Here is a 23,860-nt window from a genome sequence, read left to right as displayed (position 1 = left end):
AGCGTGTGCGTGACCTTCGGCCGGCCGACCTCGAAGGCATGGCTCGCGGTGCTGCTGACCAGGTGCACCTCGCAGGCCTGCGTGATCGCGGGCTTCCCGGTGGCCTCCGGTCACCCGACTGGCGATCCCGCACGCGTCCGCCTCAGCATCGACGTCTCTCGCCCACCGGGCCAGTCGGCCGTAGCCGGGGCCGACCGGCCCATGGGGCGACGGTCCGGAGCGCCGCACAGTGGAAGGGAACACACGTGACGAAGGAGGCGGGAGTCATGCAGCACCGGATGGTGAGTGATCTGATGACGACTTCGGTGGTACGAGTACGTAAGGACACCGGCTTCAAGGAAATCGCCAAGCTGCTCGCCGAGTACGACATCACAGCGGTACCGGTCGTGGACGACGACGACCGGCCCGTGGGCGTGGTCTCCGAGGCGGATCTGCTGCGCAAGGAGGCGTGCCAGCTGGACCCCGCGGGGCTGCTGCCGGTCCTGCACCCGCGCCCCGTCGACCGGGCCAAGCAGGAGGCGACCACCGCTGAAGGCCTGATGAACAGCCCGTCCATCACTGCCCGGCCGCAGTGGACGGTGGTGGAAGCCGCCCAGGTGATGGAGCGCTACCGCATCAAGCGGCTGCCGGTGGTGGACGAAGGCGACCGGCTGGTCGGACTCATCAGCCGCGCCGACCTGCTGCGCGTGTTTCTGCGCAGTGACCGTGCCATCCGGGAGGAGATCTCCAGGGAGGTACTGGTCCGCACACTGGGCATCACGCCCGACACGGTGACCGTGCACGTCGTGGACGGCCGGGTCGCCCTGAGCGGAACCGTCGAACGGAAATCCCTCATCCCCGTCGCCGTGCGGTTGTGCCAGGGCGTGGACGGCGTGGTGGACGTCACCGAGCAGCTGAGCCACCGGACGGACGACACCTCCGAAACCCTGGACACCGGCTCAGGACGCCGCGCTCAACTGGCGCCCTGACATGCGCGGTGCGGCAGCACGCCTCGGACGGCACCGAGTTGTGGCCTGCGCCCGCGGGCGCCTGAGCGGCCGGATGCCGTCCAGGACCGCGGGCCTTCGCACACGACATCTCAACGATCAGGCCTCAACTCGTTTGTTCACCAAGCTCTTTCTTGACCTGCGGGCCGCGACAACCCGCGGCAGCTCCTGTCGGACCACCTGGTAGCGAGTACGGTCATCGGCGGTGGCCGGCCACGCTGTTCGGCGCGGTCGTCGTACGCCGGTGCGCGTGGTGGGCGCCCGGCGCCACCAGCGCTGTCCAGCGGTCGGTCCAGCTCTCGCGGAGTCGCACGGCCGAGCGGTGCGGCCGGTCAGGCGTGCGGCACACCGGGGGGCCGGAGGACGGGACCTGGGACACCGGGGCCCAGGGGGCGCGTGGAATCCGCCGACGCCGTCACACCCATGGCGCTCCGACATCTCGCGCACCGCCGCACCGTGAGGCACCGTGGAGTGACGCGTGGCGCACCCGCCACGGCGGAGAGGAGCACCCGCATGTCCGACCACACGTACCGGGTCACCGAGATCGTCGGCACCTCCCACGAGGGCGTCGACCAGGCCGTCCGCAACGGGATCGCCCGCGCCTCGCAGACCCTGCGCAACCTGGACTGGTTCGAGATCACCCAGGTCAGGGGGCAGATCGTGAACGGGGAGGTCGAGTACTACCAGGTCGGCCTGAAGGTCGGCTTCCGCCTGGAGGACGGCGCCTAGCCGCCGGCCGCCGGTCCGGGGCAGGGACGGCGTCACTCGTCGTTCACCCAGCGCATGAGCCGCTGCAGAGGGTGGAAGCCGTCGTGGGAGAGGCCCGGCGGCATCCCGCCCGCCCGGCCGAGCGACACCACGCGCTGTACCCCGGCGCAGGCGAGGGCGTCACGCAGTTCCGCCTTGCGTGCGTCGGGGTACACGCCGACCGTCTGGGTGGCGACGCCGGCATGCGCGAGGGCGTCGGACAGCGCAGCGACCGGAACGACGTTGACGATCTTGCCGTCGGGGTGGAAGTCCACCGGTTCGGGCGAGCGGATCACCAGCCCCCGGCCGTCGTATGTGCCCCATACCCGGTACTCGGGTTCCATGGACCGCAGTACGTCGATCTCCTCGCGGAGCCCGGCGGCTACCCGCGGACCGCCGGCGGAACTGAACTCCCGTGCCACACCCAGGCGTTCACAGAGCAGCGCGGCATAGCGGTCGGTGTCCTCCTCGCTGCCCTCGACGAACTGGAAGCGACTGGACACACAGGCCTGCTGGTTGAAGAACGTGGCGTCCACCGCGGCGGCGTCCACGGCCCGCGCCAGTGTCTCCTCGGAGCTGAACGCCTCGCGGCCGATCACCGAGATCGAGGTCTTGGGGTCGAAGGAGACGAGCTCGAATCCCGGGCCCACGTACTGCAGGGCCCCGCGGATGGTGGCCTCGCCGCCCCAGGCGACCAGCTTGTCGAAGAACTGCGGGCGGAACAGCACACTCTCCACGCTCGCGTCGCCGCCCCGCCAGTACACCGCGGAGAACGAGCGCACCACGGGATGCCCGGGAGCGACCGAGGCCATCGTGCGCAGGATCGCGGTCGCGGTGAACACGTCGTTCGACGGCAGCTTCAGCAGGTTGACACCCTTGGTCAGGGCGCCGCGCACGACGGACATCGCCGCCACACCGGGTGCGTTGCCCGCGATGATGTGCACCAGACGTGGCGGGAACGCGCGGGTGGCCGCGATCCGCTCGTCGGGCAGCCGTACTTCACGCCAGCCGTCGAGCACGTCCGCTCCGCCGAGTTCATGGTCGATCTGGGCGTACAGGCCTGGCCGCTGGAAGCTGCGCCACAGCACGGCGTAGGCGCGTTCGAGCACCTCCGCGGGGAGCGGGCTGACGTGCACCATGCGCTCCAGGGCCTCGGCGAGCAGGCCTTGCCGGTCCGCCTTGAGCGCCGCCCCGGTCTCCACGAGCAGGTCGACGATCTCCGCGCTGGGCACGTCGAAGGCGGGCCCGGGCTCGGTCCGGGGCCACACCAGACGGTCCAGGTCGAGTGCCGGAGCCGTGAAGGCCGCGCCGCCACCGCCGTGGACGGTGTGCGGGCCCTGGACCACGTCGCCGCGCACCACGTGCACCACGGCCACCGGTCCGTTCTCCGCCTGCCCCCGGGCCGCTTCGGCGCCACGAGCCATGGTCCCGCTCATCCGTGGATCATCCCCCGCACATAGGAGTCGAGTGTCGCGGCACAGGTGATCTTGTCGTCGCCGCCGAGGTCTCCGTAGCGTCGGATGTCCGGCAGGACCACCGGGCCGGATCTGCCGCAGTCGCACGGCGAGAAGTCCACGAAGACCCGGTCACCGCTGATCAGTCCGCCCCAGCGTCCTTCCAGAGACACGTCCAGGAACGCGAACCGCCCCTCCGCGACGCCGTGTTCGCGGTTGAGGAGCACCTCGCCCGCCTCGTCGAGGACCAGCGGGATCACCCATGGAGGTACGTGGTAGTTGCCCTTCTCGCAGGCGAGGCAGGAGCCCTGAAGCTCCGTCATGCCGTAGCTGCGCACCCGCCGTACGCCCTGGTAGAAGGCGGCGAACTGTTCTTGGTAGTCGTCGGGCAGCGCGCGGCCCTTGTTGCCGCCGCCGCTGAGCACCAGCGTGTCGGGGTGGAGGCTCCCGTCGGGGATGCCACGGGCCCGCAGGGCCTGGATCAGGGCGAACTGCTGGTTGTTCATCCCGGCGATGAGCAGCGGTTCGTCGTGGTGCTCGGCGATGTCGTCGACGATCCGGGCCAGGGACGCGCCGAGTTCCTCCTCGCGGGCCGCGGAGACGGCCTCGAAGGAGCCGATCTCCTGCGGGGTCGCGGTGCCCTCCGCCATCCGCCGGCGCAGCAGCGCGCTGCTCATCAGCTCGGACACCCTCAGCGGGTCCTCCGTCAGCAGCCGTGTCTCCCCGGGCCGCGCGAAGACCTCCGCGTGCCACCGGAAGCCGTCGATGGAGCGCATCGGACCACTGGCCGGAGCGAGCAGACAGGCACGGCGGGTGGGTTCCGGCGGCAGCGGGTCGGGCCAGCAGGTGAGGTGCTCCAGGATGTCGTGCAGGAACCGCAGGTCGGTGTCGTCGCAGTTGAGGAAGGACACCTTCCCGGAGGTGCCGCTGGTGATGTACGGGCGATGACCGGCGGCCGTGATCCGGTCGGTCCACTCGTCGATGTCGCGTACGCCGTCGACGTCGACCTCGGCCGGTTCGACCGCCGACACCGTCGAGTACCACCGCAGCAGCCGGTCCCACCGGCCGCCGGTGATGAGGGACACGGGGTACGACTTGTAGCTGGTGTGCGAGAACAGCAGCGGGACGAGGTCCGCGAGGCCGGTGATCTCGTGCACACCGGTCTCCTGCGCGCGGGTGCGCAGCAGCGGGATGCGTTCGCGGTGGGCGGCGAAGGCCTCCCGCGCGGCTTCGAGTCGTAGCTCCGCCACCTCCTTCGCGGGCCGGTCGAAGGGGTCGCCGGTGGCGACCAGGGTCCGGATCTGCTCGCGTGCGTCTGCCACAGCAACCACAGCAACCCCACCCTCATCAGGTATTCAAGATGAATTATCTACCTCAATGAACGTAGGGGTGTCGCTCCGGAGCGTCAAGACGTGCGACGGACACTCCAGTCGAAGCCGCCGCGGCACACGAGCGTGCCCGTCGCGTCGGTGATCTCCGCGTGCGTGGCGAACCTGGCCCGGTCGGTATCGCCCCGCAGCAGCGGACGCAGGGCGCCGAGGGCCTCCTCGGACAGACGGCAGCGGGCCACCAGCCGTCCTCGCGCGGGTGCGAGGAACTCCAGGGAGGCGGCCCTGCCCAGCGGTACGACCCCCGCGAACTCGGCGGCGCCCGCGCTCGCGGCGATGATCGCGCCCAGCCCCGCCGCGTCGACGAGGGTGATGAGACCGGAGGAGTGCAGCGAGCCGATCACGTTCGTCAGCGCCAGGGGTGTCTCCAGCGCGATCTCGGCCGCGCCGTCGGCGGCCTCGATCACCTCGACACCGGCGGTGCGGTGCGCGTGGATGGGGTCCAGAAGGGTGCGTGCCAGCACGGTCATGTCCATCCGCGCAGCCTGGCAGGGTCCTCTTACGACCGGGTGACTCCGGGGCGACGGACGGAGTCCTGCCCGGCAGGGCCGTCCGCGAGGTACGAGGACTCGATCGCGGCCAGGTCGCGGCGCAGCTCCCGTGGGGTGCCGGCCATTTCGACCCGGCCACGGCGCAGCACGTAGACCCGGTCCGCGATGTCCAGCACCTTGCGCACGTGCTGCTCGACCAGCAGCGCGCCCAGGCCGTCGTCCGCCGCCGCGCGCACCGCCCGCAGCAGGCGTTCGACCACCAGCGGCGCGAGCCCGAGCGACAGCTCGTCGGCGAGGAGCAGCCGGGGAGCGCGGCACAGGGCCCGTGCCAGCGACAGCATCTGCTGTTCGCCGCCCGAGAGCATGCCCGCGCCCGTCCGGAGGCGTTTGCCGAGTTCGGGGAAGAGTTCCAGGGCCTGGTCGGACGTCACGCGGCCGACCCGCAGGTTGTCCGCGGTGTCGAGGCGGGTGAAGACCGCCCGTTCACCGAGGTACGCGAGGCCCTCGCGGGCACGGCGGTGCAGCGGCGCCCGGCCGGCCTCGCCCAGCCAGCGCACCTCGCCGCCCATCGGGGCCAGTTCGCCCGCCAGCGCCCGGAGCGTCGTGCTCTTCCCGGCGCCGTTGGGGCCGAGCAGCGCGACGACCTCACCGGGGCGCACCTCCAGGTCGAGATCGCGTACGACGGGCTGGATGCCGTATCCGGCGGACAGGGCGCGCGCCTCGATCAGGGGAGTCGCGGGCACGGGTGCCGAGGACGTCACCGGCTCCGCCTCGGAGGGGTCGTGTGCGGTGTGCTGCACGGGTGTTCTCCTTCCTTGGGCCGGGGGGCGGCGCCGCGCACATGGACACGGCTCGCCCCGCCCGGCAGCCGTTCAGCCGTTCAGCCGTTCAGCCGTTCAGCCGGCCTACTTGGCCGTCAGCACCTTGCGGACGTCGACGAAGGTCGACCCGGACTTGGCCCACTCGATCTTTCCGTCGTGGATGGTCAGTTCGGTGGCGGTGGTGTTGTGGATGCGGTTCAGGCCCTTCATGGGCAGGGCGGTCGACGCCTTCCAGTTCAGCGGCGGGGTCAGACCGCCGGTGTCGATGCCCTCCGTGGTGTCGAGCTCTTCCACCAGCGCCTTCGACGTGATGTCCGGGAGCTTCTTGGCGGCCTCGGTGAAGACCTTGAACGCCACCCAGGTCGTCCCGTTGGCGCCGTTGCTCGTGTCGATGTCCTTGCCCTTGGCGGCTGCCACGAAGTCCTTCCAGGCCGCGTCCGAGGTCGGCGGGTAGTAGCCGGTGACGGCGGCGCCCTCCAGCGGGCTGCTCGCCCCGCCGGTGCTCCGGGCGAGGTCCGGGGTGAGGTTGCCGACGACGCTGCCGAGCTCGGTCTTCGCACCGGACTGCACGTACGACTTCACGAACAGGTCCGAGTGGGTGCCCAGGATGACGCTGACGCAGTCGGTGCCCTTGGTGGCGGCGGCGACCTGCGGAGCGAGGTCGGTGGCGGTGAGCGGGACCTTCAGGTCCTTGGGCGGCGCCCCTCCGGCGGAGGTCACCCCGAGCGTCAGGAACTGGGAGACGATCGCGGCGGCGGCCACGTCGTACCGTACGCCGGAGATCTTCTTGCAGCCCTGCTCCACCAGCTGCTTGCCGTGCGCGGCGAAGACCACGGGGGTGCCGCCGTTGACCGGGAAGGACATCGGGCTGGAGAACTCGGCCGCCGAGACGCCCGTCCCGCCGATGTAGGGGATGCCGGCCTTCTCCAGGATCGGCATGTAGCGGTCCCCGGCGAGGCTGTACGAGCCCACGACCGCTACCACCTTGTCGGCGACCGCCTGCTGGGCACACTTCTCGGCCTCGTCCGGGTCGTTCTTGTCGTTGCAGGTGAGCACCTTCAGCGGTCCGCCCTTGATCCCGCCGTGCTCGTTGACCCACTTCTCGTACGCCTGGGCGGTGAGGCGGACACCGGGCTGGGCGCTGCCCTGGGTGTTCTCCGGCGTCCAGACCATCACCTTGACGGGCGTGCCGGTCAGCGTGGGCGCCGACGAGGTGCTGCCGGAGGCCTGGCCGCCGCAGCCGGCGGCGAGCAGGGCTCCGGTCACCGCGAGACAGGTCGCCGCTGCGGTTCTGCGTGGGCGTGAGTGGTTCATGGTGCCTCCACGTGGGCTCGCGCCCTGGATGGGCGACGTCGAGATTGCGAACAGCATGGAGGGAGTCGTTTGGTTAGAGAAGTACTCTTGCCGAAATTATCTAAATAAATGTGCTGTCTAGCCTTGCCGGGGAACCGGGCGTTCGCTACTCATTGAGCACTGGGAGGTACATCTGGTGGACGACATCCTGCGCTTCGCGCTTCTCGGCCTCGGGCTCGGTGCGCTGTACGCGCTCACCGCTCAAGGCATCGTGTTGATCTACAGGGGCTCCGGCGTCCTCAACTTCGCGCACGGCGCGATCGGGATGGCCGCCGCCTATGTGCAGTGGGAGCTGGCCGTGCAGCACGGCATGCCCTACTGGCCCGCCGTCGGGTGCGGGGTGCTGGGCGCCGCGGTGCTGGGGGTGCTCACCCATCTGCTGGTGATCCGCCCGCTGCGCCGGGCGTCCTCGCTGGCCCGGCTGGTCGGCACCCTGGCGGTGTTCATCGTGCTCACCGCCGTCGCCGTCAAACGCTACGGCGACAGCGTGCAACTGGTGCCGGGCAAGCTGCCGTCCGGGCTGTGGAAGATCGGCGGGGCGACCGTGTCCCAGGACCGGATCTGGCTGCTCGGGATCGCGGTGGCGGTCACCGCCGTCCTCCATGTCCTCTACAAGCACACCCTGTTCGGCCTGGGCACCACCGCGGTCGCGGAGAACCAGCAGATCGCCGCCTCGCTCGGCTGGTCCGCGGATCTGATCGCCGCCGCCAACTGGGGTCTGGGCTCGGCGCTCTCGGGTCTGACGGCCATCCTGATCGTGCCGGTCATCGGTCTGTCGGTGACCGGTCTGACCACACTGCTGCTGAGCGCGCTGGCCGCCGCCCTCGTCGGCAGGTTCTCCTCGTTCCCCGTCACGCTGACGGCCGGTCTGGTCATCGGGATCGTGCAGTCCGAACTGACCCGCTTCGGCTCCGGCGTCACGGGGCTCGCCTCCTCGGTGCCGTTCCTCGTCATCGCGCTGATGCTGGTCGCGCGCGGCCGGGCGCTGCCGCTGCGGGGGACCTTCCTCGACCGCCTGCCGGCCCTGGGCAGCGGACGCGTACGGCCGGTGCCCCTGGCCCTCGCCGTCGCGCTCGCCCTGGTGCTGGTCAGCCTGTCCACGCCGCTGTGGGCCGACGCGATCACCAACACCCTGGTGCTCTCGCTGATCATCCTGTCGATCGTCGTGGTCACCGGGTACGCGGGACAGGTCTCCCTCGCGGCGTACGCGCTCGCCGGGACCGGTGCCTTCATCGCCGGGCACGCGGCGGCCGACTGGGGCTGGCCCTTCGAACTCTGTCTGCTGGTCGGTGTGTTGGGTACGGTTCCGATCGGCCTGCTGTTCGCGCTGCCCGCCGTCCGGACCCGCGGCGTCAACCTCGCGATCATCACCCTCGGCCTGGGCACCACGCTGGAGGCCATGGTGTTCCAGAACACCGACCTCTCCACGACTCCCGGCAGCGACGGCATCGCGGTCGGCAAACAGACGCTCTTCGGGATCGGCATCTCCGGTGTCGACCACCCGCAGCGGTACGCCGCCGTGGTGCTGGTGATGTTCGTCGGCGCCACCCTGGTCGTCGCCAACGTCCGGCGCGGTCGTACGGGCCGCAGGCTGATCGCGGTCCGCGCCAACGAACGGGCCGCCGCGGCCCTCGGCATCGGTGTCCGCGCGGCGAAGCTGTACGCCTTCGGCCTGTCCTCGGCGATCGCCGCACTGGCCGGGGTGCTCACCGGCTTCCGCTCGACGTCGGTGGTGCTCACCGATTTCGCGAGCTTCGACTCGATCACCGTGCTCGGGCTCGCGGTCATCGGCGGCGTCGGCTTCCTCGTCGGCCCGGTCTTCGGCGCGACCTTCGCCGCGGGCACGGTCGGCGCCCGCTTCGGGGACCTGGTGCTGCCCGGCCTGAGCGAGTGGATGCCGCTGATCGGCGGCATCGTCCTGGTACTCACCCTGGTGGGCAACCAGGACGGCATCGGGCGGGAACTGGGCAGGCAGGCGGCGGGCGTCGAACGCAGGCTGCGCCGCAGGTCCGGGCCGGCCGTGGTCCCACCCGAGACCGACGCCTCCCCCGCCGCACAGCATGTGGACCGAGCGGCACCGCTCCCGCTGCGCGTGGAGGGCCTGACGGTGCGCTACGGCGGTGTCGTCGCCGTGGACGGGCTGTCGTTCGACATCGAGCCCGGCCAGGTCGTCGGTCTCATCGGGCCCAACGGCGCCGGAAAGACCTCCGCCATCGACGCGGTCACGGGCTTCACCCGGGCCGCCTCCGGCAGTGTGTGCCTCGGCCGCCGGGACGTGACCGGTGTACCGGTGCATCTGCGGGCCCGCGCCGGCCTGAGCCGCTCCTTCCAGTCCCTTGAGCTGTTCGAGGACATGACCGTGCTGGACAACCTGTACGCGGCCTGCGACCGGCCCGGACCCTGGGCGTACCTCAAGGACCTGGTGCGTCCCGGGAGCCGCCCGCTGCCCACCCATGTGCTGGTCGCCGTCAGGGAGTTCGGTCTCCAGGAGAGCCTGGACCGGGCGGTGGGCGACCTCTCCTACGGCGAGCGTCGGCTGCTGGCCATCGCCCGCGCGGTGGCGGCCTCGCCGTCCGTCCTGCTCCTGGACGAACCCGCCGCCGGGCTGTCCGACGAGGAGACCGGGGAACTGGCCCATCTGGTACGCCGGTTGGCCGCGGAGTGGGGCATGGGCGTGCTGCTCGTCGAGCACGACGTCGACATGGTCATGAGCGTCTGCGACCAGGTCGTCGTCCTCGACTTCGGACGCCGGATCTGTGTCGGCACCCCGGAGGAGGTGCGCCGGGATCCGGCGGTGCGGGCCGCCTATCTCGGCGAGCCGGCACCGGAGGATTCCGTGGCCACGTAGGCCTGCGGGCCGGTGCGAAGCCAATGGCCGGAGGGGGGACCCCCTCCGGCCATTGCCGTGAACCGGTCGCTCACGCGTCCCGCAGGTCCGCCACATACGGCTGGTGGGCGAGCAGCCCGCCGTCCACGCACAGGGTCTGTCCGGTGATGAACGCGGCCTCGTCGGAGGCGAGGAAGACGACCGCCGAGGCGATGTCCTCGGGCCGCCCGAGCCGCGGGGTGAGATGGTGGCGCAGCATCGCCTCCTGGATCGCCCCGTGCGCCGAGTCCGCGCTCGCCCGGGTGACGATGAACCCCGGCGCGATGGCGTTGCAGCGCACGCCCTGTTTGCCGTACTGGGTGGCCACGTACTGGGTGAGGTTGATCAGCGCGGCCTTCGAGGCGCCGTACGCGGGATTGCGCAGGTCGCCCGCGAGGCCGGCTCCGGACGAGGTATTGACGACCGAGCCGCCGCCGCGTGCGATCAGGTGCGGGACCGCGGCCTGGATCGCGACCATCGTGCCGCGCAGGTTGATGCGCATGGTGTCGTCCCAGACCGCCGGGTCGGCCTCCGCCACCGCGAGGTCCCTACGGGCGGCCAGCTGGGTGGCCGCCGCGTTGTTGTGCAGGACGTCGAGGCCGCCGTACGTCTGGACGGCGGCCTCCACCATGGCCCGTACGCTCTCGACGTCGCCGAGGTCGACCGGGACGGCCGTCGCGGATCCCCCGGCGGCGCGGATCCGTTCCGTCACCGCCTTGGCGCCGTCGAGGTTCAGATCGGCGACCACGGTGTGCGCGCCCTCGGCCGCCACGCGTTCCGCGGTGGCGGCCCCGATGCCGGACGCGGCTCCGGTCACAATGGCGACCTTGTCTTCGAGTCGTCCACGTCCCATGGTCAACTCCCTTTCTTTTTATGTCAGTTCAGGATGTCGGTTCGTTGCCGACCACCGACACGAAGGACACGCACTCGCCCGGTCCGCCGCCGAGGTTGTGCGTGAGGGCGAGCGAGCGCCCTTCGGCGAGCGTCCGGACCGTGCGTTCCGGCGGTGCCTCACCGCGCAGCTGCAGCCAGGCCTCGAACATCATGCGCAGGCCGGAGGCCCCGATGGGGTGACCGAACGCCTTCAGCCCGCCGTCCGGGTTCACCGGCAGCGGGCCGTCCAGGTCGAACGCCCCGCTGGTGACGTCCTTCCAGGCCTGGCCGCGCTCGGAGAAGCCGAGGTCCTCCATCAGCACCAGTTCGGTGGGCGTGAAGCAGTCGTGGACCTCGGCGAGCGCGATCTCGGCACGCGGGTCGGTGACGCCCGCCTGCCGGTAGGCCTCCCGGGCCGAGGCCACGACCTCGGGGAAGGTGGTGAAGTCGTACTCCGGGTCGAGGAGCCCGTCCGCCGGGCCCGCGACGAAGGACAGCGCCTTCACGAAGATCGGCCTGTCGGTGTAGCGGTAGGCGTCCTCGGCCCGTACGACGATCGCGGCGGCCGAGCCGTCGGAGACCCCGGAGCAGTCGAAGACGCCGAGCATGCCCGCGATGATCGGCGCCGAGCGGATGCGCTCCAGCGGGACCTCCTTGCGGAACTGGGCGCGGGGGTTGCGGGCGCCGTTGCTGTGGTTCTTCCAGGCGATCCGGGTGATGACGTCCTTCATCTCGTCCTCGCCGAGGCCGTACTTGGCGGCATAGGCGGGTGCGAGGAGGGAGAAGTTCGCCGGGGCGGTGATCTCGCCCCGGCTGTCGTCGCCCGCGCCCGGCATGGTGGTGCCGGAGAGTCCTGACATGCCGGAGTCCTTGAGCTTCTCCACGCCGACCGCCATGGCCACGTCGTAGGCACCCGAGGCGACCGCGTAACAGGCGTTGCGCAGCGCCTCGGAACCGGTCGCGCACATGTTCTCCAGGCGGGTGACCGGCTTGTACGGCAGATGCAGCGGCCGGCTGAGCGTGAGGCCGGAGACGCCCGAGGCCTGGGTGCCGAGCCAGAACGCGTCGATGTCGTCGAGGGTGATGCCGGCCGAGGTGACCGCCTCGCCCACCGCGTCGACCAGCAGGTCGTCCGCCGAGCGGGTCCAGTGTTCGCCGAAGAGCGTGCAGCCCATACCGACGATCGCGACCCGGTCCCGTATTCCGTGCGAGCCCATCCGCGTCTCCCTCAGCTCTCGCCCGTGCGCACCGGCCGGGCCTTCCAGAAGTAGTTGTGGACGCCGGCCGCCGTGACCGTGCGCCGGAACGTCATCTCCACCCGGGCGCCGATGACGGCATCCGCCTCGGTGGCGTCGGTGAGCTGGCAGCGGAAGCGGCCTCCGCCGTCGTAGTCGACGACCACGACGAGCATCGGCGGACTCGGTGTGTGCGCGAGCCGGTCGACCGTGAACGTCGCCACCGTGCCGAGTACGTCGGCCATCGGCTCGTCCGTCATGGCGTCGACGCTCCGGCAGGACACGCACACCCGGTCCGGCGGCAGATGGCGCGTCCCGCACTTCTCACAGCGGGACGCCACGAAGCCGTACTTCCAGGCGTTGCGGCGATGGGCGGGTGGCGCGTACGGCGGCTCGGGGTCCGGTCGGCGGGGCGGTTCGCGGTCCAGGAGGCCACGCCAGGAGAGGTAGGTGGCGTACGGCATCGGGGCGCTGCCGACGGCGATCTGCGCGGCGACCGGGCGGGCCGCGCGGTGGGCCGGCAGGGCGTCGGTGGTGCGCAGCAGCAGCACTCCGGCACCGTCGCCGAGCACGACGAGCGCGATCGTCTCGCCGGGCCGGGCGCGGTCCAGGACGTCGGCGAGGAGCAGGCCGGGCTGAGCGGTACCGGCGTTGCCGATGGCCGCGGCGAGATCGGCGGTCACCGCTTCGGGCCGGACGCCCGCGGCACGGCGTACCGCCGCGCAGGCCCGTGCGTGCAGACCGGAGACGATGAAGTGGTCGATCGCGCCCAGGTCCAGCCCCGCCCGGTCGAGCGCGGCGCTCAGTGCCTTGCCCGCGACCGAGACGTAGATCTCCTCGGCGAAACGCTCCTCCCAGACCCGGGAGGCGGTCGCGCCCGGCAGTCGCCAGCGGTCCAGGATCTCGTCGCTGACGGTGTCATGGGCGAGCAGTTCCGCGATGACGGGGGTGCCGTCCCGGTGGCCGCCGAAGACGAACGCGGCCGCGCCGTCGCCGCCCGCGCTCTCGTCGGCGCCGCCGGGCAGGCCGATGCGCAGGTCGGAGAGGACCGCGAGGGTCGGGACCGGGGAACGGGCCGCGGCGACCAGGGCGCCGAGTCCGGACCGTACGGAGCCGGTCATGTCGGCGGCGAGGACGTGCTCGTCGAGGCGGAGGGCGGCGTGGACGGCCGTCGCGTTCGTCTTGTCGAGGTAGGCGGGCGCGGCGGTGGCGAGGAAGAGCTGCCCTATGCGGGGGCGCAGCCCGTCGGGCGCGAGGGCGCCGCGGGCCGCCTCGACGGCCATCGAGGTGGTGTCCTCGTCGTAGCCCGCGACCGTGCGGGTCCCCTTGCCCGCCGGAGTGCCGAGCACGGCGGCGACATCGGCGCGCGCGAGGCGGTGGTACGGCACATGGGCGCCGTATGCGATCAGTCCGGCCATCAGCGTCCTCCATGGGTGTGGTGTGCGGGGGTGGGCCGTTCGAAGACCGCGGCCAGGCCCTGTCCGCCGCCGAGGCACATGGTCTCCAGGGCGTAGCGGGCCTCGCGGCGGTCGAGTTCGCGCAGCAGGCCGGCGAGGATGCGGCCGCCGGTGGCGCCGACGGGGTGGCCCAGCGAGATGCCGGAGCCGTTGACGTTGAACCGTTCGAAGTCGGCCGCCGTCAGTCCCCATTCGCGGGTGCAGGCCAGTACCTGGGCGGCGAAGGCCTCGTTGAGTTCGATCAGGTCGATGTCGGCGAGTTTCAGTCCCGCCCGCTCCAGGGCCCTGGCCGTGGCGGGCACCGGGCCGATACCCATCGTCTCGGGTGGCACGCCGACGACGGCCCAGGAGACCAGGCGGCCCAGCGGGCGCAGGCCGAGTTCGGCGGCGCGCTCGGGGTGGGTGACGACGCAGAGCGAGGCGCCGTCGTTCTGGCCGCTGGCGTTGCCCGCGGTGACGGTCGCCTCCGGGTCCTGGCGGCCGAGGACCGGGCGGAGCGTCGCCAGCTTCTCCAACGACGCGTCGGGGCGCGGGTGTTCGTCGGTGTCGACGACCGTCTCGCCCTTGCCGGAGCGGACGGTGACCGGCACGATCTCGTCGGCGAACCGGCCCTCGCGCTGGGCGGCGACGGCCTTCCGGTGCGAGTCCAGGGCCAGTCGGTCCTGCTCCTCGCGGGGGATGCCGTACGCCCGCCGCAGGTTCTCCGCGGTCTCCAACATGCCACCGGGGACGGGGTGGTTGACGCCGCCGGAGGTGACCCGGCCGCGGGCCAGCCGGTCGTGCAGCATGGTGCCCGCGCCGCGCACGCCCCACCGTACGCCGGTGGTGTAGAACTCGGCCTGGCTCATGGACTCCACACCCCCGGCCAGGACCAGGTCGCTCGCGCCGGTCTGCACCTGCATCGCCGCCGTGATGACGGCCTGGAGTCCGGAGCCGCAGCGGCGGTCGATCTGGAGTCCGGGCACCTCGACCGGGAGACCCGCGTCAAGGGCGGCCACCCGGCCGATCGCCGGTGCCTCGCCGTTGGGGTAGCACTGGCCCAGCAGTACGTCGTCCACCGCGCCGGGCGGGATGCCGGTGCGCTCCAGCACGGCGCGTACGACCGTGGCAGCGAGCTCGGCGGCCGTGACATCGCGGAAGACGCCTCCGTAGCCGCCGACGGGGGTCCGCACGGGTTCGCAGATCACCGCGTCACGCATCGGTCCTGCCTTTCTTGAAAGGGGCAGCGGGGGTCACATGTACCGGCCGCCGGTCACTTCGAGGACGGCTCCGGTGAGGTAGCTCGCCATGTCGGAGGCGAGGAAGAGCACTGTCTGGGCGACCTCGGCGGGCTCGCCCGCGCGGGCCATGGGGATCTCGGCCAGCTTGGCGTCCCAGGCGGCCTGCGGCATCGCCTCGGTCATGGCGGTGCGGATCAGGCCGGGCTGTACGGCGTTGACACGGATCCCGGCGCGGGCCAGTTCCTTGGCGGAGGCCTTGGTGAGGCCGACGAGGCCGGCCTTGGCCGCGCTGTAGTTGGTCTGGCCGAAGTTGCCGACCTTGCCGGAGATGGAGGAGATGTTGACGATGCTGCCGCCCCGGCCGTGCGCGCGCATCGACTCGGCGGCGTGGCGGGTGCCGTTCCAGGCGCCCGTGAGGTGAACGTCCACGACCGCGCGGAAGTCGGCGAGGGCCATCTTGCGCAGGGTGGCGTCGCGGGTGATCCCCGCGTTGTTGACCATGACGCCGACCGGTCCGAAGGTGTCGGCGCAGTGCGCCACCAAGGCGGCGACCTCGTCCTCGGCGGTGACGTCACAGCGCAGCGAGGTGGCGGCGACGCCGTTCTTGCCCAGGCGCTCGGCGGCTTCCGCCGCCGCGCCCTCGTTGATGTCGCCGATGACGACGGACGCGCCCGCCCCGCCGAGTACGGCGGCGATCTCGAAGCCGATGCCCTGCGCGCCGCCGGTGATCACCGCGCTGCGGCCGTCCAGCAGTCCCATGCCCGCCCGCCCCTCACTCGCCGCTATTCCTCTAAAATAGATAACCTATTACGCTGAAAGTATCAATACAGCGAGAGCGGCCGCACGGGGCCCCGAGGAGGAGACGACACAGGTGGACATCAGCTATCCCCCGGAGACCCGGACGTTCCGCGATGAGGTCAAGGCGTTCCTGGCCGACACACTGCCGGCCGACTGGACGGGCATCGGCGCCCTCGACGAGGAGGCCGCCTGGACCTTCGCCCGCGACTGGCGCGGGCGGCTCGCCGAGCGCGGGTACCTCTCGCTCACCTGGCCCGAGCGGTACGGCGGCCGCGGCCTGTCCAAGCTCCATCAGGTCGTCCTGATGGAGGAGCTGGCACGGGCGGGCGTCCCGTTCGGGCTGCCACAGGACACCTTCGGCGTGAAGATGCTGGCGAACACGCTGCTGCGGTGGGGCACGGAGGAGCAGAAGAGCCACTTCCTGCCGCGCATCCTCAGCGGCGCGGACACCTGGTGCCAGGGGTACTCCGAGCCCGACGCGGGCTCGGACCTCGCCTCCCTCACCACCCGGGCGGTACGGGAGGACGACACCTGGGTGATCGACGGCCAGAAGGTGTGGACCTCGGGCGCCCACCACAGCGACTGGATCTTCGTCCTGGCCCGCACGAACCGCGACGTGCCCAGGCACCGGGGCATCTCCTTCCTGCTGGTCCCGCTCGACCAGCCCGGCGTCGAGGTACGCCCGTTCCGCATGATGAGCGGCCAACTGCACTTCAACGAGGTCTTCTTCACCGGCGCCCGCACCCGGGCCGACCTCGTCGTGGGCGGTGTCGACAACGGCTGGACGGTCGCACAGAGCCTCCTGGGCGTGGAACGCGGGGAGGAGGCCGCGACCAACCCCCTCCTCTTCAAGGCCGAGGTGGAGCGCCTCGTGGAACTGGCCCGGCTGTACGGCAGGGACCAGGACCCGGTGATCCGGCAGCGGATCGCCTGGTGCTGGTCCAAGGTCGAGATCATGCGCTATCTCGGCTACCGGATCCTCACCGGCTGGCTGAAGGGCGCCGAGCCCGGCCCCGAGTCGTCGATCGCCAAGCTGTACTGGAGCGAGTACCACACCAAGGTCACCGACCTGGCGATGGACATCATGGGCCTGCACGGCCAGGTCCCGGTGGGCCGCCCGCCCCTGCGCACCTACCGCGCCGACGACCCCGGCGCCGCCAACTCCTCCGCGTCCTGGTCGACGACGTACCTCATCGCCCGCTCCGGCACGATCTATGCCGGGACGTCGCAGGTGCAGCGGAACATCCTCGCGGAGCGGGTGCTGGGGCTACCCCGGGAGCCCAGGGGAACGGAAGGCTAGCCGGGCTCCTCGAAGGCCTTGAGTTCCGGCACCGGGCGCGGTCCGGTGCCGGGCCGCCAGCCCGCGTCCAGTTTGCGCAGGCCGACTCCGTCCGGCGCCCAGATGTGGCAACTGTCGAGCACGCCCGCGGTGGCACGCGGATCGTGGGACGGCTCGCCCGTGTCCCGGCGCCGCGCGTTGGCGGAGATGGCGGCCTGGACGGCGGCGGGGCCCAGCGCCCGGGCCAGTTCGTACAGGTGCGTACAGCCGGCGGCGCCGCGGAACCGTTCCCGGATCGCCCGGTTGAACCCGGCGGACACGCTCAGCCCGACGAGGCCGTCGAAGGCGGGGGCGATCAGCGGGCACTCGGCGTGCGGGAACGTCCGCATGTCCGCCCGGGCGTCCACGACGACCATGTCCGCCAAGCGGATGCGCACGGCCAGGACCATCCGGTGCACGACGGCCCTGGACGGGTCCACCCACGGCCGCTCGTCGGACAGTTCGGCCTCGACCGAGATCGCGTCGCCGCCCTCGTCGTGGGCGGTGAGGGTGATCGTACGGCGGTGCAGCGGGAGTTCCGCGCGCGTCATGACGAGACCTCCTCCGGCGCCGAAGCCGCCACCGAAGCCGAAGCCGCCACTGAAGCAGGCGCCGAGGCCGAGTCCCCCAGCCCCGCGAACTCCGGCCGCCGACGCTCGATGAAGCTGCGGACGCCTTCGCGGTAGTCCGGGGCACGCTTGGCCGTGGCCAGCAGCGCCGCAGCGTCGTCCCGGCTCTCGACGAACGTCCTCGCCTGGTCGTCGGCGAGCTGCCGTTTGATCAGGGACATCGCGTACGGGCTGGCCGAGCGGGCGAGTTCGGTCGCGTACGCGATCGCCGTGGGCAGCAGCTCGTCCGGCTCGACGAGCCGGTTGACCAGCCCCATCGCCAGCGCCTCCGGTCCGGTGACCCGGCGGGAGGACAGCAGCAGGTCGGCGGCGTTCCCGTAGCCGACGATCCGGGGCAGGATCCAGGACACACCGTCCTCCGCCACCAGCCCTCGCGCGCTGAAGGCGGCGGCGAACTTGGCGGTCGGCACGGCGAACCGCACATCGCACATCAGCGCCTGGTTGAAGCCGATGCCCGCACAGGCACCGTTGACGGCCGCCACGACGGGTTTGGGAAAGGACATGGGCCGGGTGCGCGGCGGCAGCCGGTCCGTCGGCCACGGGCTGGCCCCGGAGGACGCCCCGTCCAGCACGCTCATGTCCATCCCCGGGCAGAAGCCGCGCCCGGCTCCGGTGAGCACCACGGCCCGTACCCGGGGATCGGACTCGGCCCGGTCGAACAGCTCGTTGTAGAGCAGCTCCATCTCCAGGGTCCAGGCATTGTGCCGCTCGGGCCGGTTCAAGGTGAGCAGCATGACTCCGTCGTCGGTGAGCTCGGAGAGGATCACCGGGGTCGGGTTCTCGGCCATCGCGTCACTCCAAAATAGATAGATGAATCATCTATATCTCAAGGAGGATGCCGCCGCCAGATCACCGACGTCCCGGCAATGATCGCGGACCCCTTGACCTGGTACCCTCGATGCACTAAGACGATTCATTTTGCTATATCGCGAGGAGAGACCGCCGTGGCCGAGGCAGCACGCGCAACAGAGGCGACCACCGTGCCCGCCCCGTCCCGCGCCCGCGTGGGACGCCAGGTGCGCGTACCGAAGACCGCCGAGCTGGTCGCGGGACACCTGCGCCGCCAGATCGTGCGGGGCGAGCTGAAGCCCGGGGACGCGCTGCCCTCGGAGTCGGGCCTGATGGAGCAGTTCGGCATCTCGCGGCCGACCCTGCGCGAGGCCTTCCGCGTCCTGGAGTCGGAGTCCCTCATCATGGTGCGCCGCGGAGCCCACGGCGGCGCCCGGGTGAGCGCGCCGGACGCCGATGTCGCGGCCCGTTTCGCGGGTCTGATCCTGGAGTACCGCGGCGCCACGCTCGGCGACGTCTACCGCGCGGCGGCGCTCATCGAGCCGCCCTGCGCCCGCCAGCTGGCCGCCAAGCACACCCCGACGGACATCAAGCGGCTGCGCGACGCGCTGGCCGTGGAGAAGTCGGCACTGGACGACCCGCTCGCACTGGTGGACGCCCAGGACGCCTTCCACGCCCTGCTGGTGGAGCTCACCGGCAACCAGACCCTGATCCTGCTGTGCGGCATGCTGCGCACCATCGTCGACCGCGCCAACGCCTCCTACACCGCGGCCGCCACCGACACCGCAGCCCAGCAGGCCCAGGCCCTCAAGGGCCACCGCGCGCATGTGCGGCTGGTCGGCCTGATCGAGTCCGGCAAGGGCGACGAGGCCGAGAAGCTGTGGCAGCGCCATCTCTCCAGCGCCGACGACGTGGTGAACTCGGCCGGCCCGAAGACCGTCCTCGAACTCCTCGACTGACCCGGCGGCCGGCCGATCACCCCAAGTCCGCCCGGACTCCGCTCTTGCGCTCTTCAAACAGTTAGATAATTATAGAAGGCGTACTGAATAGCTCTGGGGTCCGGAGGTCACGGCCATGGCCGAACAGCGCAAGCGCATCTTCGACTGCGACCAGCACATGTACGAGGAACGGGACTCCTTCACCCGCTACCTCCCGAAGGAGTTCCTCGGCACGGCCGTCGCCCCGGTGACACTGCCGGACGGCCGCGAGGTCATCCTCGCCGGGGACCGGATCGTGGTCTGCCTCGAACCGGAGTTCGGGCAGGTCTACCGGCCCGGCTCGCTCAAGGAGATGCTCAAGGCGATGGCCTCGGGCAACCCCGAGGAGACGTACCAGTTCGAGCCGATGCACGAGGCGTACCAGAACCGCGAGGCCCGGCTGCGGGTCATGGACGAGCAGGGGCTCGACCAGACGATCATGTATCCGGGCGGCTGGGCACTGGTCGCCGAGGAGTATGTGAAGGGCGTCGAGCCGCTCTACGCCAACTACCACTCGTTCAACCGCTACATGAACGAGGTCTGGGGCTTCAACCACCAGGACCGCATCTACTCCCCCGCCCTGTTGTCGCTGCGCGACCTCGACCACGCGGTGAAGGAGCTGGAGTTCGTCCTGGAGCAGGGTGCCCGGTTCATCATGCTGCCGACCGGGCCGCAGTACGGCCGCTCACCGGGCGACCCGTACTTCGACCCGTTCTGGAAGCTGGTCAACGAGGCCAAGGCCAGCGTCTGCTTCCACATCAGCGAGTTCTACTACAACTCGAGCGTGGCCCCGGCCTGGGGGCACGACCCTAACCCGATCCACTTCCGCATGTCCGCCTGGCAGTGGATGAACACCTACGGCCAGCGCCCGATCGAGGAGACGCTCTCCGCGCTCGTCTTCGACAACCTCTTCGGCCGCTTCCCCGACATCAACGTCCTGGTGTCGGAGTTCGGCGCCGAGTGGGTGCCGCACTTCGTCCGGCACATGGACAAGAGCCGGGGCATGGGCCGCAACGGCCCTTGGCTGGGCGGCCAGTTGGAGGAGCGCCCCAGCCAGGTCTTCCGCAAGCACGTCCGCGTGGTGCCCTACCCGGAGGACGACATCCCGAGCCTGGTGAAGCGCCTCGGCCACCACGAGTCCATCGTGATGGGCTCGGACTTCCCGCACGCGGAGGGCATCGCCAACCCGGCCGACTACCGCAAACTCCTCGCGGAACTCGACGAGTCCGTCCAGGACGACATCATGTACAACAACGCCCAGCAGCTGGTCAGCCGCTGAGCGTCGGACCAACCACTGAGCCCGGCACCGATGACGGTGCCGGGCTCAGTCTGTGAGGCTCAGGACGTAGGGCTCGGCTCACAAGGCTCGACCCATGAGGAAGGCTCAGTCCGTGAGGTCGGCCGCCAGGTTCGCGATGTTGGTGAGCAGCGCCGTGCCGCGCCGCGCGTGGTCGTAGCCGGCGAGCGGGTAGCCGTTGCTCAGGCATGCGAAGGACAGACCGGTCTCCGGGTCCATGAAGCCCAGTTGGTAGGCCGCTCCGGCGCTGCCGAAGAGCGCGGGTGAGCCGGTGGACGGCAGCCCGCTGCCCGCGTCGGGGCCGGCCACGGTGACGAACAGGGCCATGCTCGTACGCCTGCCGCCGCCACCGCCGTAGTTCCTGTCGCCGTGGGGGACCTCCGTCAACCGGATACGGATGCCCTCCGCCACCGCCTCCGGCTTCCACAGGCCGGAGTGCTCCAACGCCTGGAAGTACAGGGCGACATCGGCGGCCGTGGCGACCAGCGCGTGGCTGGGCTCCCCCGCCGCCAGCACCCGCGGATCCGACAGATACCAGGGCCCCCAGGGGTCTGGCTCCTGGTCGTCGCCGGTGCGGTCGGTGGCGGTCATCGGCGCGACCGTGCCGGGCTGCCGGTCGACCGGAACGCCCAGCTCGACCGAGGACAGGCCGAGCGGCCCCGCGATCCGCTCGCGCAGGTACTCGGCGAAGGCCAGGCCCGTGCGCCGCTCGACGATCTCGGCGATCAGCCAGGCGGCGGAGGTCAGATGGAACTGGAACCGGCTGCCCGGCGGAGAGTCGAGCCGCCAGCGGCCGAAGGCGGCGAGCCGCTGCTCCCGGTCGAGCATCTTCGGATGTCCCAGGGGCGCGAAGGGGAAGCCGGCGGTGTGGGTGAGCACCTGCTCGACCGTCACCGCCTCCTTACCGTTGGGCGCGAACTCCGGGACGATCGCGGCGACTTCCTCGCCGAGGTCCAGCAGTCCCTCGCCCATCAGCTTCCACACCACGCCCGCCACGATCGACCGGCCCACGGACTGCAGGACATAGCGGGTGTCCGGACCGGCGTCGCCCCAGGTCTCGAAGGCCACCAGCCGGCCGTCCTTGGCGACGGCGACCTGCGCGGAGGGCAGCGGACCGTGCTCCACCTCCAGCCCGATCCGGCGCAGCAGCACATCCAGGCGGTGCGGGTCGACGCCCACCGCCGACGGTTCGACGACCGAGTGGTCGAGTAGGGCCATGCTGCTCTCCTCCGATGCGGTCACGGCGTCGGCTCCCGCAGGCTGCCGCGAACGACCTTGCCGTTGGCGTTGCGCGGCAGATCCGCCACGAAGCGCCAGCGGACGGGGACCTTGAACCCGGACAGCCGGTCGCGGGCGTATTTCCTGAGCGCGGCCGGGTCCGGCGGGACGGCGGGGTCGGCGGGGACGACGAAGGCCACGACGGTCTGGCCGAGCCGCTCGTCCGGGACGCCCGTCACCGCCACGTCCGCGACCCCGGGATGGGCGGCCAGGACCGTTTCCACCTCCAGCGGGTGGACGTTCTCACCGCCGCGAATGATCATGTCGTTGCGGCGCCCGGCCAGATACAGATAGCCGTCCGCCGCCACCCGCCCCAGGTCGCCGCTGCGCAGCCAGCCCGCCGCGTCCACCCGGAAGAAGTGGTCGGCGCGGGCGTCGATCTCGCCGACGCCGTCCGGGCCCGGGTCGCGCACCCGCAACTCCACGCCGGGGGCGGCTCGTCCGACGGACCGCAGCAGTTCGGTGCGCCCGGCGATCGCCTCCCGGTGGTCGTCCGGGGTGAGCACGCTCAGGGGCGAGCCCTCGGTCTGCCCGAACATGTTGAGCATGCGGACACCGGGCATCGCCTCGTACGTCCGCCGCAGGGTGCCGGGGCGGATGGGCGCGCCACCGTACTGCAGGACCCGCAGGCTCTCGTGGCGCGCGTGGCCCGCCGCCAGCAGGGTCTCCAGCATGGCGGGGACCATGCTGGTGTGCGTGGTGCCGAGTTCCCGCAGGAGGGTCCAGCCCTCGACGGTGAAACGCGGCAGCCCGGTGATCAGCGCACCGGCGGCCAGGGCGACGGCGATGTTGCCCAGGCCCGCGATGTGATGGAAGGGCGCGCTGCCTCCGTAGAAGCTGTCGGCGTCGAGCGTGCACAGCCGTCCGTTGACGCGGGCGCGGGCGGCCAGCCGCCGCTGGGTCATGGGGACCGGTTTGGGGATGCCGGTCGTCCCGGAGGTGTGCAGGACGGCGGCGAGCGCGTCCGGGGCGGCCGTCAGCGTCCTTGGGCTCGGGCGCAGTTCCGGCACGGTCACGGCGCGCCGGCCGGACAGCTCCGCGACCTGGCCGCCCAGCTCGGCGAACTCGCCCTGGGCGACGATGACGTGGGACTCCATCCCGTGCACCACCGCGGCGATCTCGTACGGAGTCATGCGCACGCCGAGCGGCGCGAGCGGGTGTCCGGAGCCCGCCCCGCCGATCACCAGCGCGAGGGCGTCGGCGGAGGTGGCGACCAGTGCGGGCACCGGCTCTCCGGGGGCGAGGCCGAGGGTGTCCAGCCAGTCGGCCGCGCCGCCGGCGCGGTCGAGGAGTTCGCGTCCGGTCCAGGTCAGGCCGTCGAAGCGGACGGCCGGACGGGCGTGGTCGTGGGCGCGGGCGACCATGGCGGTCCACGTCGCCCCGGTGAGTCCGCTGCCGCCGTCCATCGGTCAGGGCTCCAGCCGGACCGTCGCGGTGCCGCTGACCACCTCGCCGCCGTCCTGGTTGACGGTGCGCAGCGAGAAGCGGGCGACCGGCCCGGCCGGGGTGTCCTCGACGGCCTCGACGGTCGCCGTGGCGGTGAGGGTGTCGCCCGGCCAGACCTGGGCCTTGAAGCGCACGCCGAAGGTCAGCAGCGGCTCGACGCCGACCCAGTCGGTGAGGACGCGTCCGGTCATTCCCATGGTCAGCATGCCGTGGGCGAAGACCCCGGGGTAGCCGGCGGCCTCGGTGGCGAACACCTCGTCGGTGTGCAGCGGGTTGAAGTCGCCGGAGGCGCCCGCGTACTGGACGATCCGGGTGCGCTTCAGGTCCTCGACAAGCACGCTCACGCGGCTCTCGCCGACCTTGACGTCATCGACGCGAAGGCTCGTCGGGCTCATCGGACTCATAGGGCTCATCGGGCTCATAGGGCTCATAGGGCT

The 23,860-nt window shown here is 71.4% G+C and carries 21 protein-coding genes; 6 read left to right on the top strand and 15 right to left on the bottom strand.

The window, feature by feature from the left end; genetic code table 11:
- The first annotated feature begins 266 nt into the window (after positions 1-266).
- Positions 267-968 (top strand): CBS domain-containing protein, encoded by a 702-nt coding sequence (locus tag RV986_RS46860; RefSeq protein ID WP_475923201.1) that lies wholly within the window; start codon positions 267-269, stop codon positions 966-968.
- Between the two features lie 531 nt (positions 969-1,499).
- Positions 1,500-1,715 (top strand): dodecin, encoded by a 216-nt coding sequence (locus RV986_RS46855; protein ID WP_475923200.1) that lies wholly within the window; start codon positions 1,500-1,502, stop codon positions 1,713-1,715.
- 32 nt (positions 1,716-1,747) lie between these two features.
- On the opposite strand, the gene RV986_RS46850 is transcribed toward RV986_RS46855, so the two are convergent.
- The 5 genes from RV986_RS46850 to RV986_RS46830 form a co-directional block, all read right to left on the bottom strand.
- The gene (locus RV986_RS46850; RefSeq protein ID WP_475923199.1) at positions 1,748-3,169 is read right to left on the bottom strand and encodes an acyl-CoA reductase; all 1,422 of its coding nucleotides are present in this window, start codon (positions 3,167-3,169) and stop codon (positions 1,748-1,750) included.
- Positions 3,166-4,509 (bottom strand): hypothetical protein, encoded by a 1,344-nt coding sequence (locus tag RV986_RS46845; protein WP_475923198.1) that lies wholly within the window; start codon positions 4,507-4,509, stop codon positions 3,166-3,168. The genes RV986_RS46850 and RV986_RS46845 overlap by 4 nt, the downstream gene beginning before the upstream one ends.
- 83 nt (positions 4,510-4,592) lie before the next feature.
- Positions 4,593-5,051 (bottom strand): DUF4442 domain-containing protein, encoded by a 459-nt coding sequence (locus RV986_RS46840; RefSeq protein WP_475923197.1) that lies wholly within the window; start codon positions 5,049-5,051, stop codon positions 4,593-4,595.
- A gap of 23 nt (positions 5,052-5,074) precedes the next feature.
- The gene (locus RV986_RS46835) at positions 5,075-5,866 is read right to left on the bottom strand and encodes an ABC transporter ATP-binding protein (RefSeq protein ID WP_475923196.1); all 792 of its coding nucleotides are present in this window, start codon (positions 5,864-5,866) and stop codon (positions 5,075-5,077) included.
- 105 nt (positions 5,867-5,971) lie between these two features.
- On the bottom strand, positions 5,972-7,201 hold the full coding sequence (locus RV986_RS46830) for an ABC transporter substrate-binding protein (protein WP_475923195.1): 1,230 nt from the start codon (positions 7,199-7,201) through the stop codon (positions 5,972-5,974).
- Between the two features lie 175 nt (positions 7,202-7,376).
- Here RV986_RS46830 and RV986_RS46825 point away from each other — a divergent pair, with 175 nt between their 5' ends.
- On the top strand, positions 7,377-10,088 hold the full coding sequence (locus tag RV986_RS46825; RefSeq protein ID WP_475923194.1) for an ABC transporter permease subunit: 2,712 nt from the start codon (positions 7,377-7,379) through the stop codon (positions 10,086-10,088).
- A 70-nt stretch (positions 10,089-10,158) separates the two neighbouring features.
- On the opposite strand, the gene RV986_RS46820 is transcribed toward RV986_RS46825, so the two are convergent.
- The 5 genes from RV986_RS46820 to fabG are packed head-to-tail and all read right to left on the bottom strand — an operon-like array spanning position 10,159 to position 15,650.
- The gene (locus RV986_RS46820; protein WP_475923193.1) at positions 10,159-10,959 is read right to left on the bottom strand and encodes an SDR family NAD(P)-dependent oxidoreductase; all 801 of its coding nucleotides are present in this window, start codon (positions 10,957-10,959) and stop codon (positions 10,159-10,161) included.
- Between the two features lie 28 nt (positions 10,960-10,987).
- Positions 10,988-12,196, bottom strand: a complete 1,209-nt coding sequence (locus RV986_RS46815) for an acetyl-CoA acetyltransferase (protein ID WP_475923192.1) — start codon at positions 12,194-12,196, stop codon at positions 10,988-10,990.
- An 11-nt stretch (positions 12,197-12,207) separates the two neighbouring features.
- Complete coding sequence (locus tag RV986_RS46810; protein WP_475923191.1) at positions 12,208-13,632, bottom strand: OB-fold domain-containing protein; 1,425 nt, start codon at positions 13,630-13,632, stop codon at positions 12,208-12,210.
- Entirely contained in the window at positions 13,632-14,870 is a 1,239-nt protein-coding gene (locus tag RV986_RS46805) for an acetyl-CoA C-acetyltransferase (RefSeq protein ID WP_475923190.1), read from the bottom strand. Before RV986_RS46805 ends, RV986_RS46810 begins: the two co-directional genes overlap by 1 nt.
- A gap of 33 nt (positions 14,871-14,903) precedes the next feature.
- Positions 14,904-15,650, bottom strand: a complete 747-nt coding sequence (gene fabG, locus RV986_RS46800) for a 3-oxoacyl-ACP reductase FabG (protein ID WP_475923189.1) — start codon at positions 15,648-15,650, stop codon at positions 14,904-14,906.
- 112 nt (positions 15,651-15,762) lie between these two features.
- Here fabG and RV986_RS46795 point away from each other — a divergent pair, with 112 nt between their 5' ends.
- The gene (locus RV986_RS46795) at positions 15,763-16,989 is read left to right on the top strand and encodes an acyl-CoA dehydrogenase family protein (protein WP_475923188.1); all 1,227 of its coding nucleotides are present in this window, start codon (positions 15,763-15,765) and stop codon (positions 16,987-16,989) included.
- Here RV986_RS46795 and RV986_RS46790 read toward each other — a convergent pair.
- Positions 16,986-17,558: a DUF2889 domain-containing protein gene (locus tag RV986_RS46790; protein ID WP_475923187.1), complete on the bottom strand. Its 573-nt coding sequence runs from the start codon at positions 17,556-17,558 to the stop codon at positions 16,986-16,988. The genes RV986_RS46795 and RV986_RS46790 overlap by 4 nt on opposite strands.
- Positions 17,555-18,424 carry an enoyl-CoA hydratase-related protein gene (locus RV986_RS46785; RefSeq protein ID WP_475923186.1) on the bottom strand — a complete coding sequence of 290 codons (870 nt, stop codon included), beginning with the start codon at positions 18,422-18,424 and terminating at the stop codon, positions 17,555-17,557. The genes RV986_RS46790 and RV986_RS46785 overlap by 4 nt, the downstream gene beginning before the upstream one ends.
- Before the next feature lie 156 nt (positions 18,425-18,580).
- Between RV986_RS46785 and RV986_RS46780 the strand changes: the two genes are divergently transcribed.
- Complete coding sequence (locus RV986_RS46780) at positions 18,581-19,384, top strand: FadR/GntR family transcriptional regulator (protein WP_475923185.1); 804 nt, start codon at positions 18,581-18,583, stop codon at positions 19,382-19,384.
- Between the two features lie 115 nt (positions 19,385-19,499).
- Positions 19,500-20,681 carry an amidohydrolase family protein gene (locus tag RV986_RS46775; RefSeq protein ID WP_475923184.1) on the top strand — a complete coding sequence of 394 codons (1,182 nt, stop codon included), beginning with the start codon at positions 19,500-19,502 and terminating at the stop codon, positions 20,679-20,681.
- A gap of 105 nt (positions 20,682-20,786) precedes the next feature.
- Here RV986_RS46775 and RV986_RS46770 read toward each other — a convergent pair whose 3' ends face one another.
- From RV986_RS46770 to RV986_RS46760, 3 genes are read right to left on the bottom strand one after another with little or no spacing between them, the layout of a single operon-like run.
- Positions 20,787-21,917, bottom strand: a complete 1,131-nt coding sequence (locus tag RV986_RS46770) for a serine hydrolase domain-containing protein (protein WP_475923183.1) — start codon at positions 21,915-21,917, stop codon at positions 20,787-20,789.
- 20 nt (positions 21,918-21,937) lie between these two features.
- Positions 21,938-23,383 carry a class I adenylate-forming enzyme family protein gene (locus tag RV986_RS46765; RefSeq protein ID WP_475923182.1) on the bottom strand — a complete coding sequence of 482 codons (1,446 nt, stop codon included), beginning with the start codon at positions 23,381-23,383 and terminating at the stop codon, positions 21,938-21,940.
- A 3-nt stretch (positions 23,384-23,386) separates the two neighbouring features.
- Positions 23,387-23,818, bottom strand: a complete 432-nt coding sequence (locus RV986_RS46760) for a MaoC/PaaZ C-terminal domain-containing protein (RefSeq protein ID WP_475923181.1) — start codon at positions 23,816-23,818, stop codon at positions 23,387-23,389.
- Positions 23,819-23,860 lie beyond the last annotated feature (42 nt).

The organism is Streptomyces sp. RLA012, assembly GCF_056270325.1.
The sequence above is the reverse complement of the archived record's forward strand: the minus strand, read 5'-3'. Positions and strand labels throughout refer to the sequence as shown.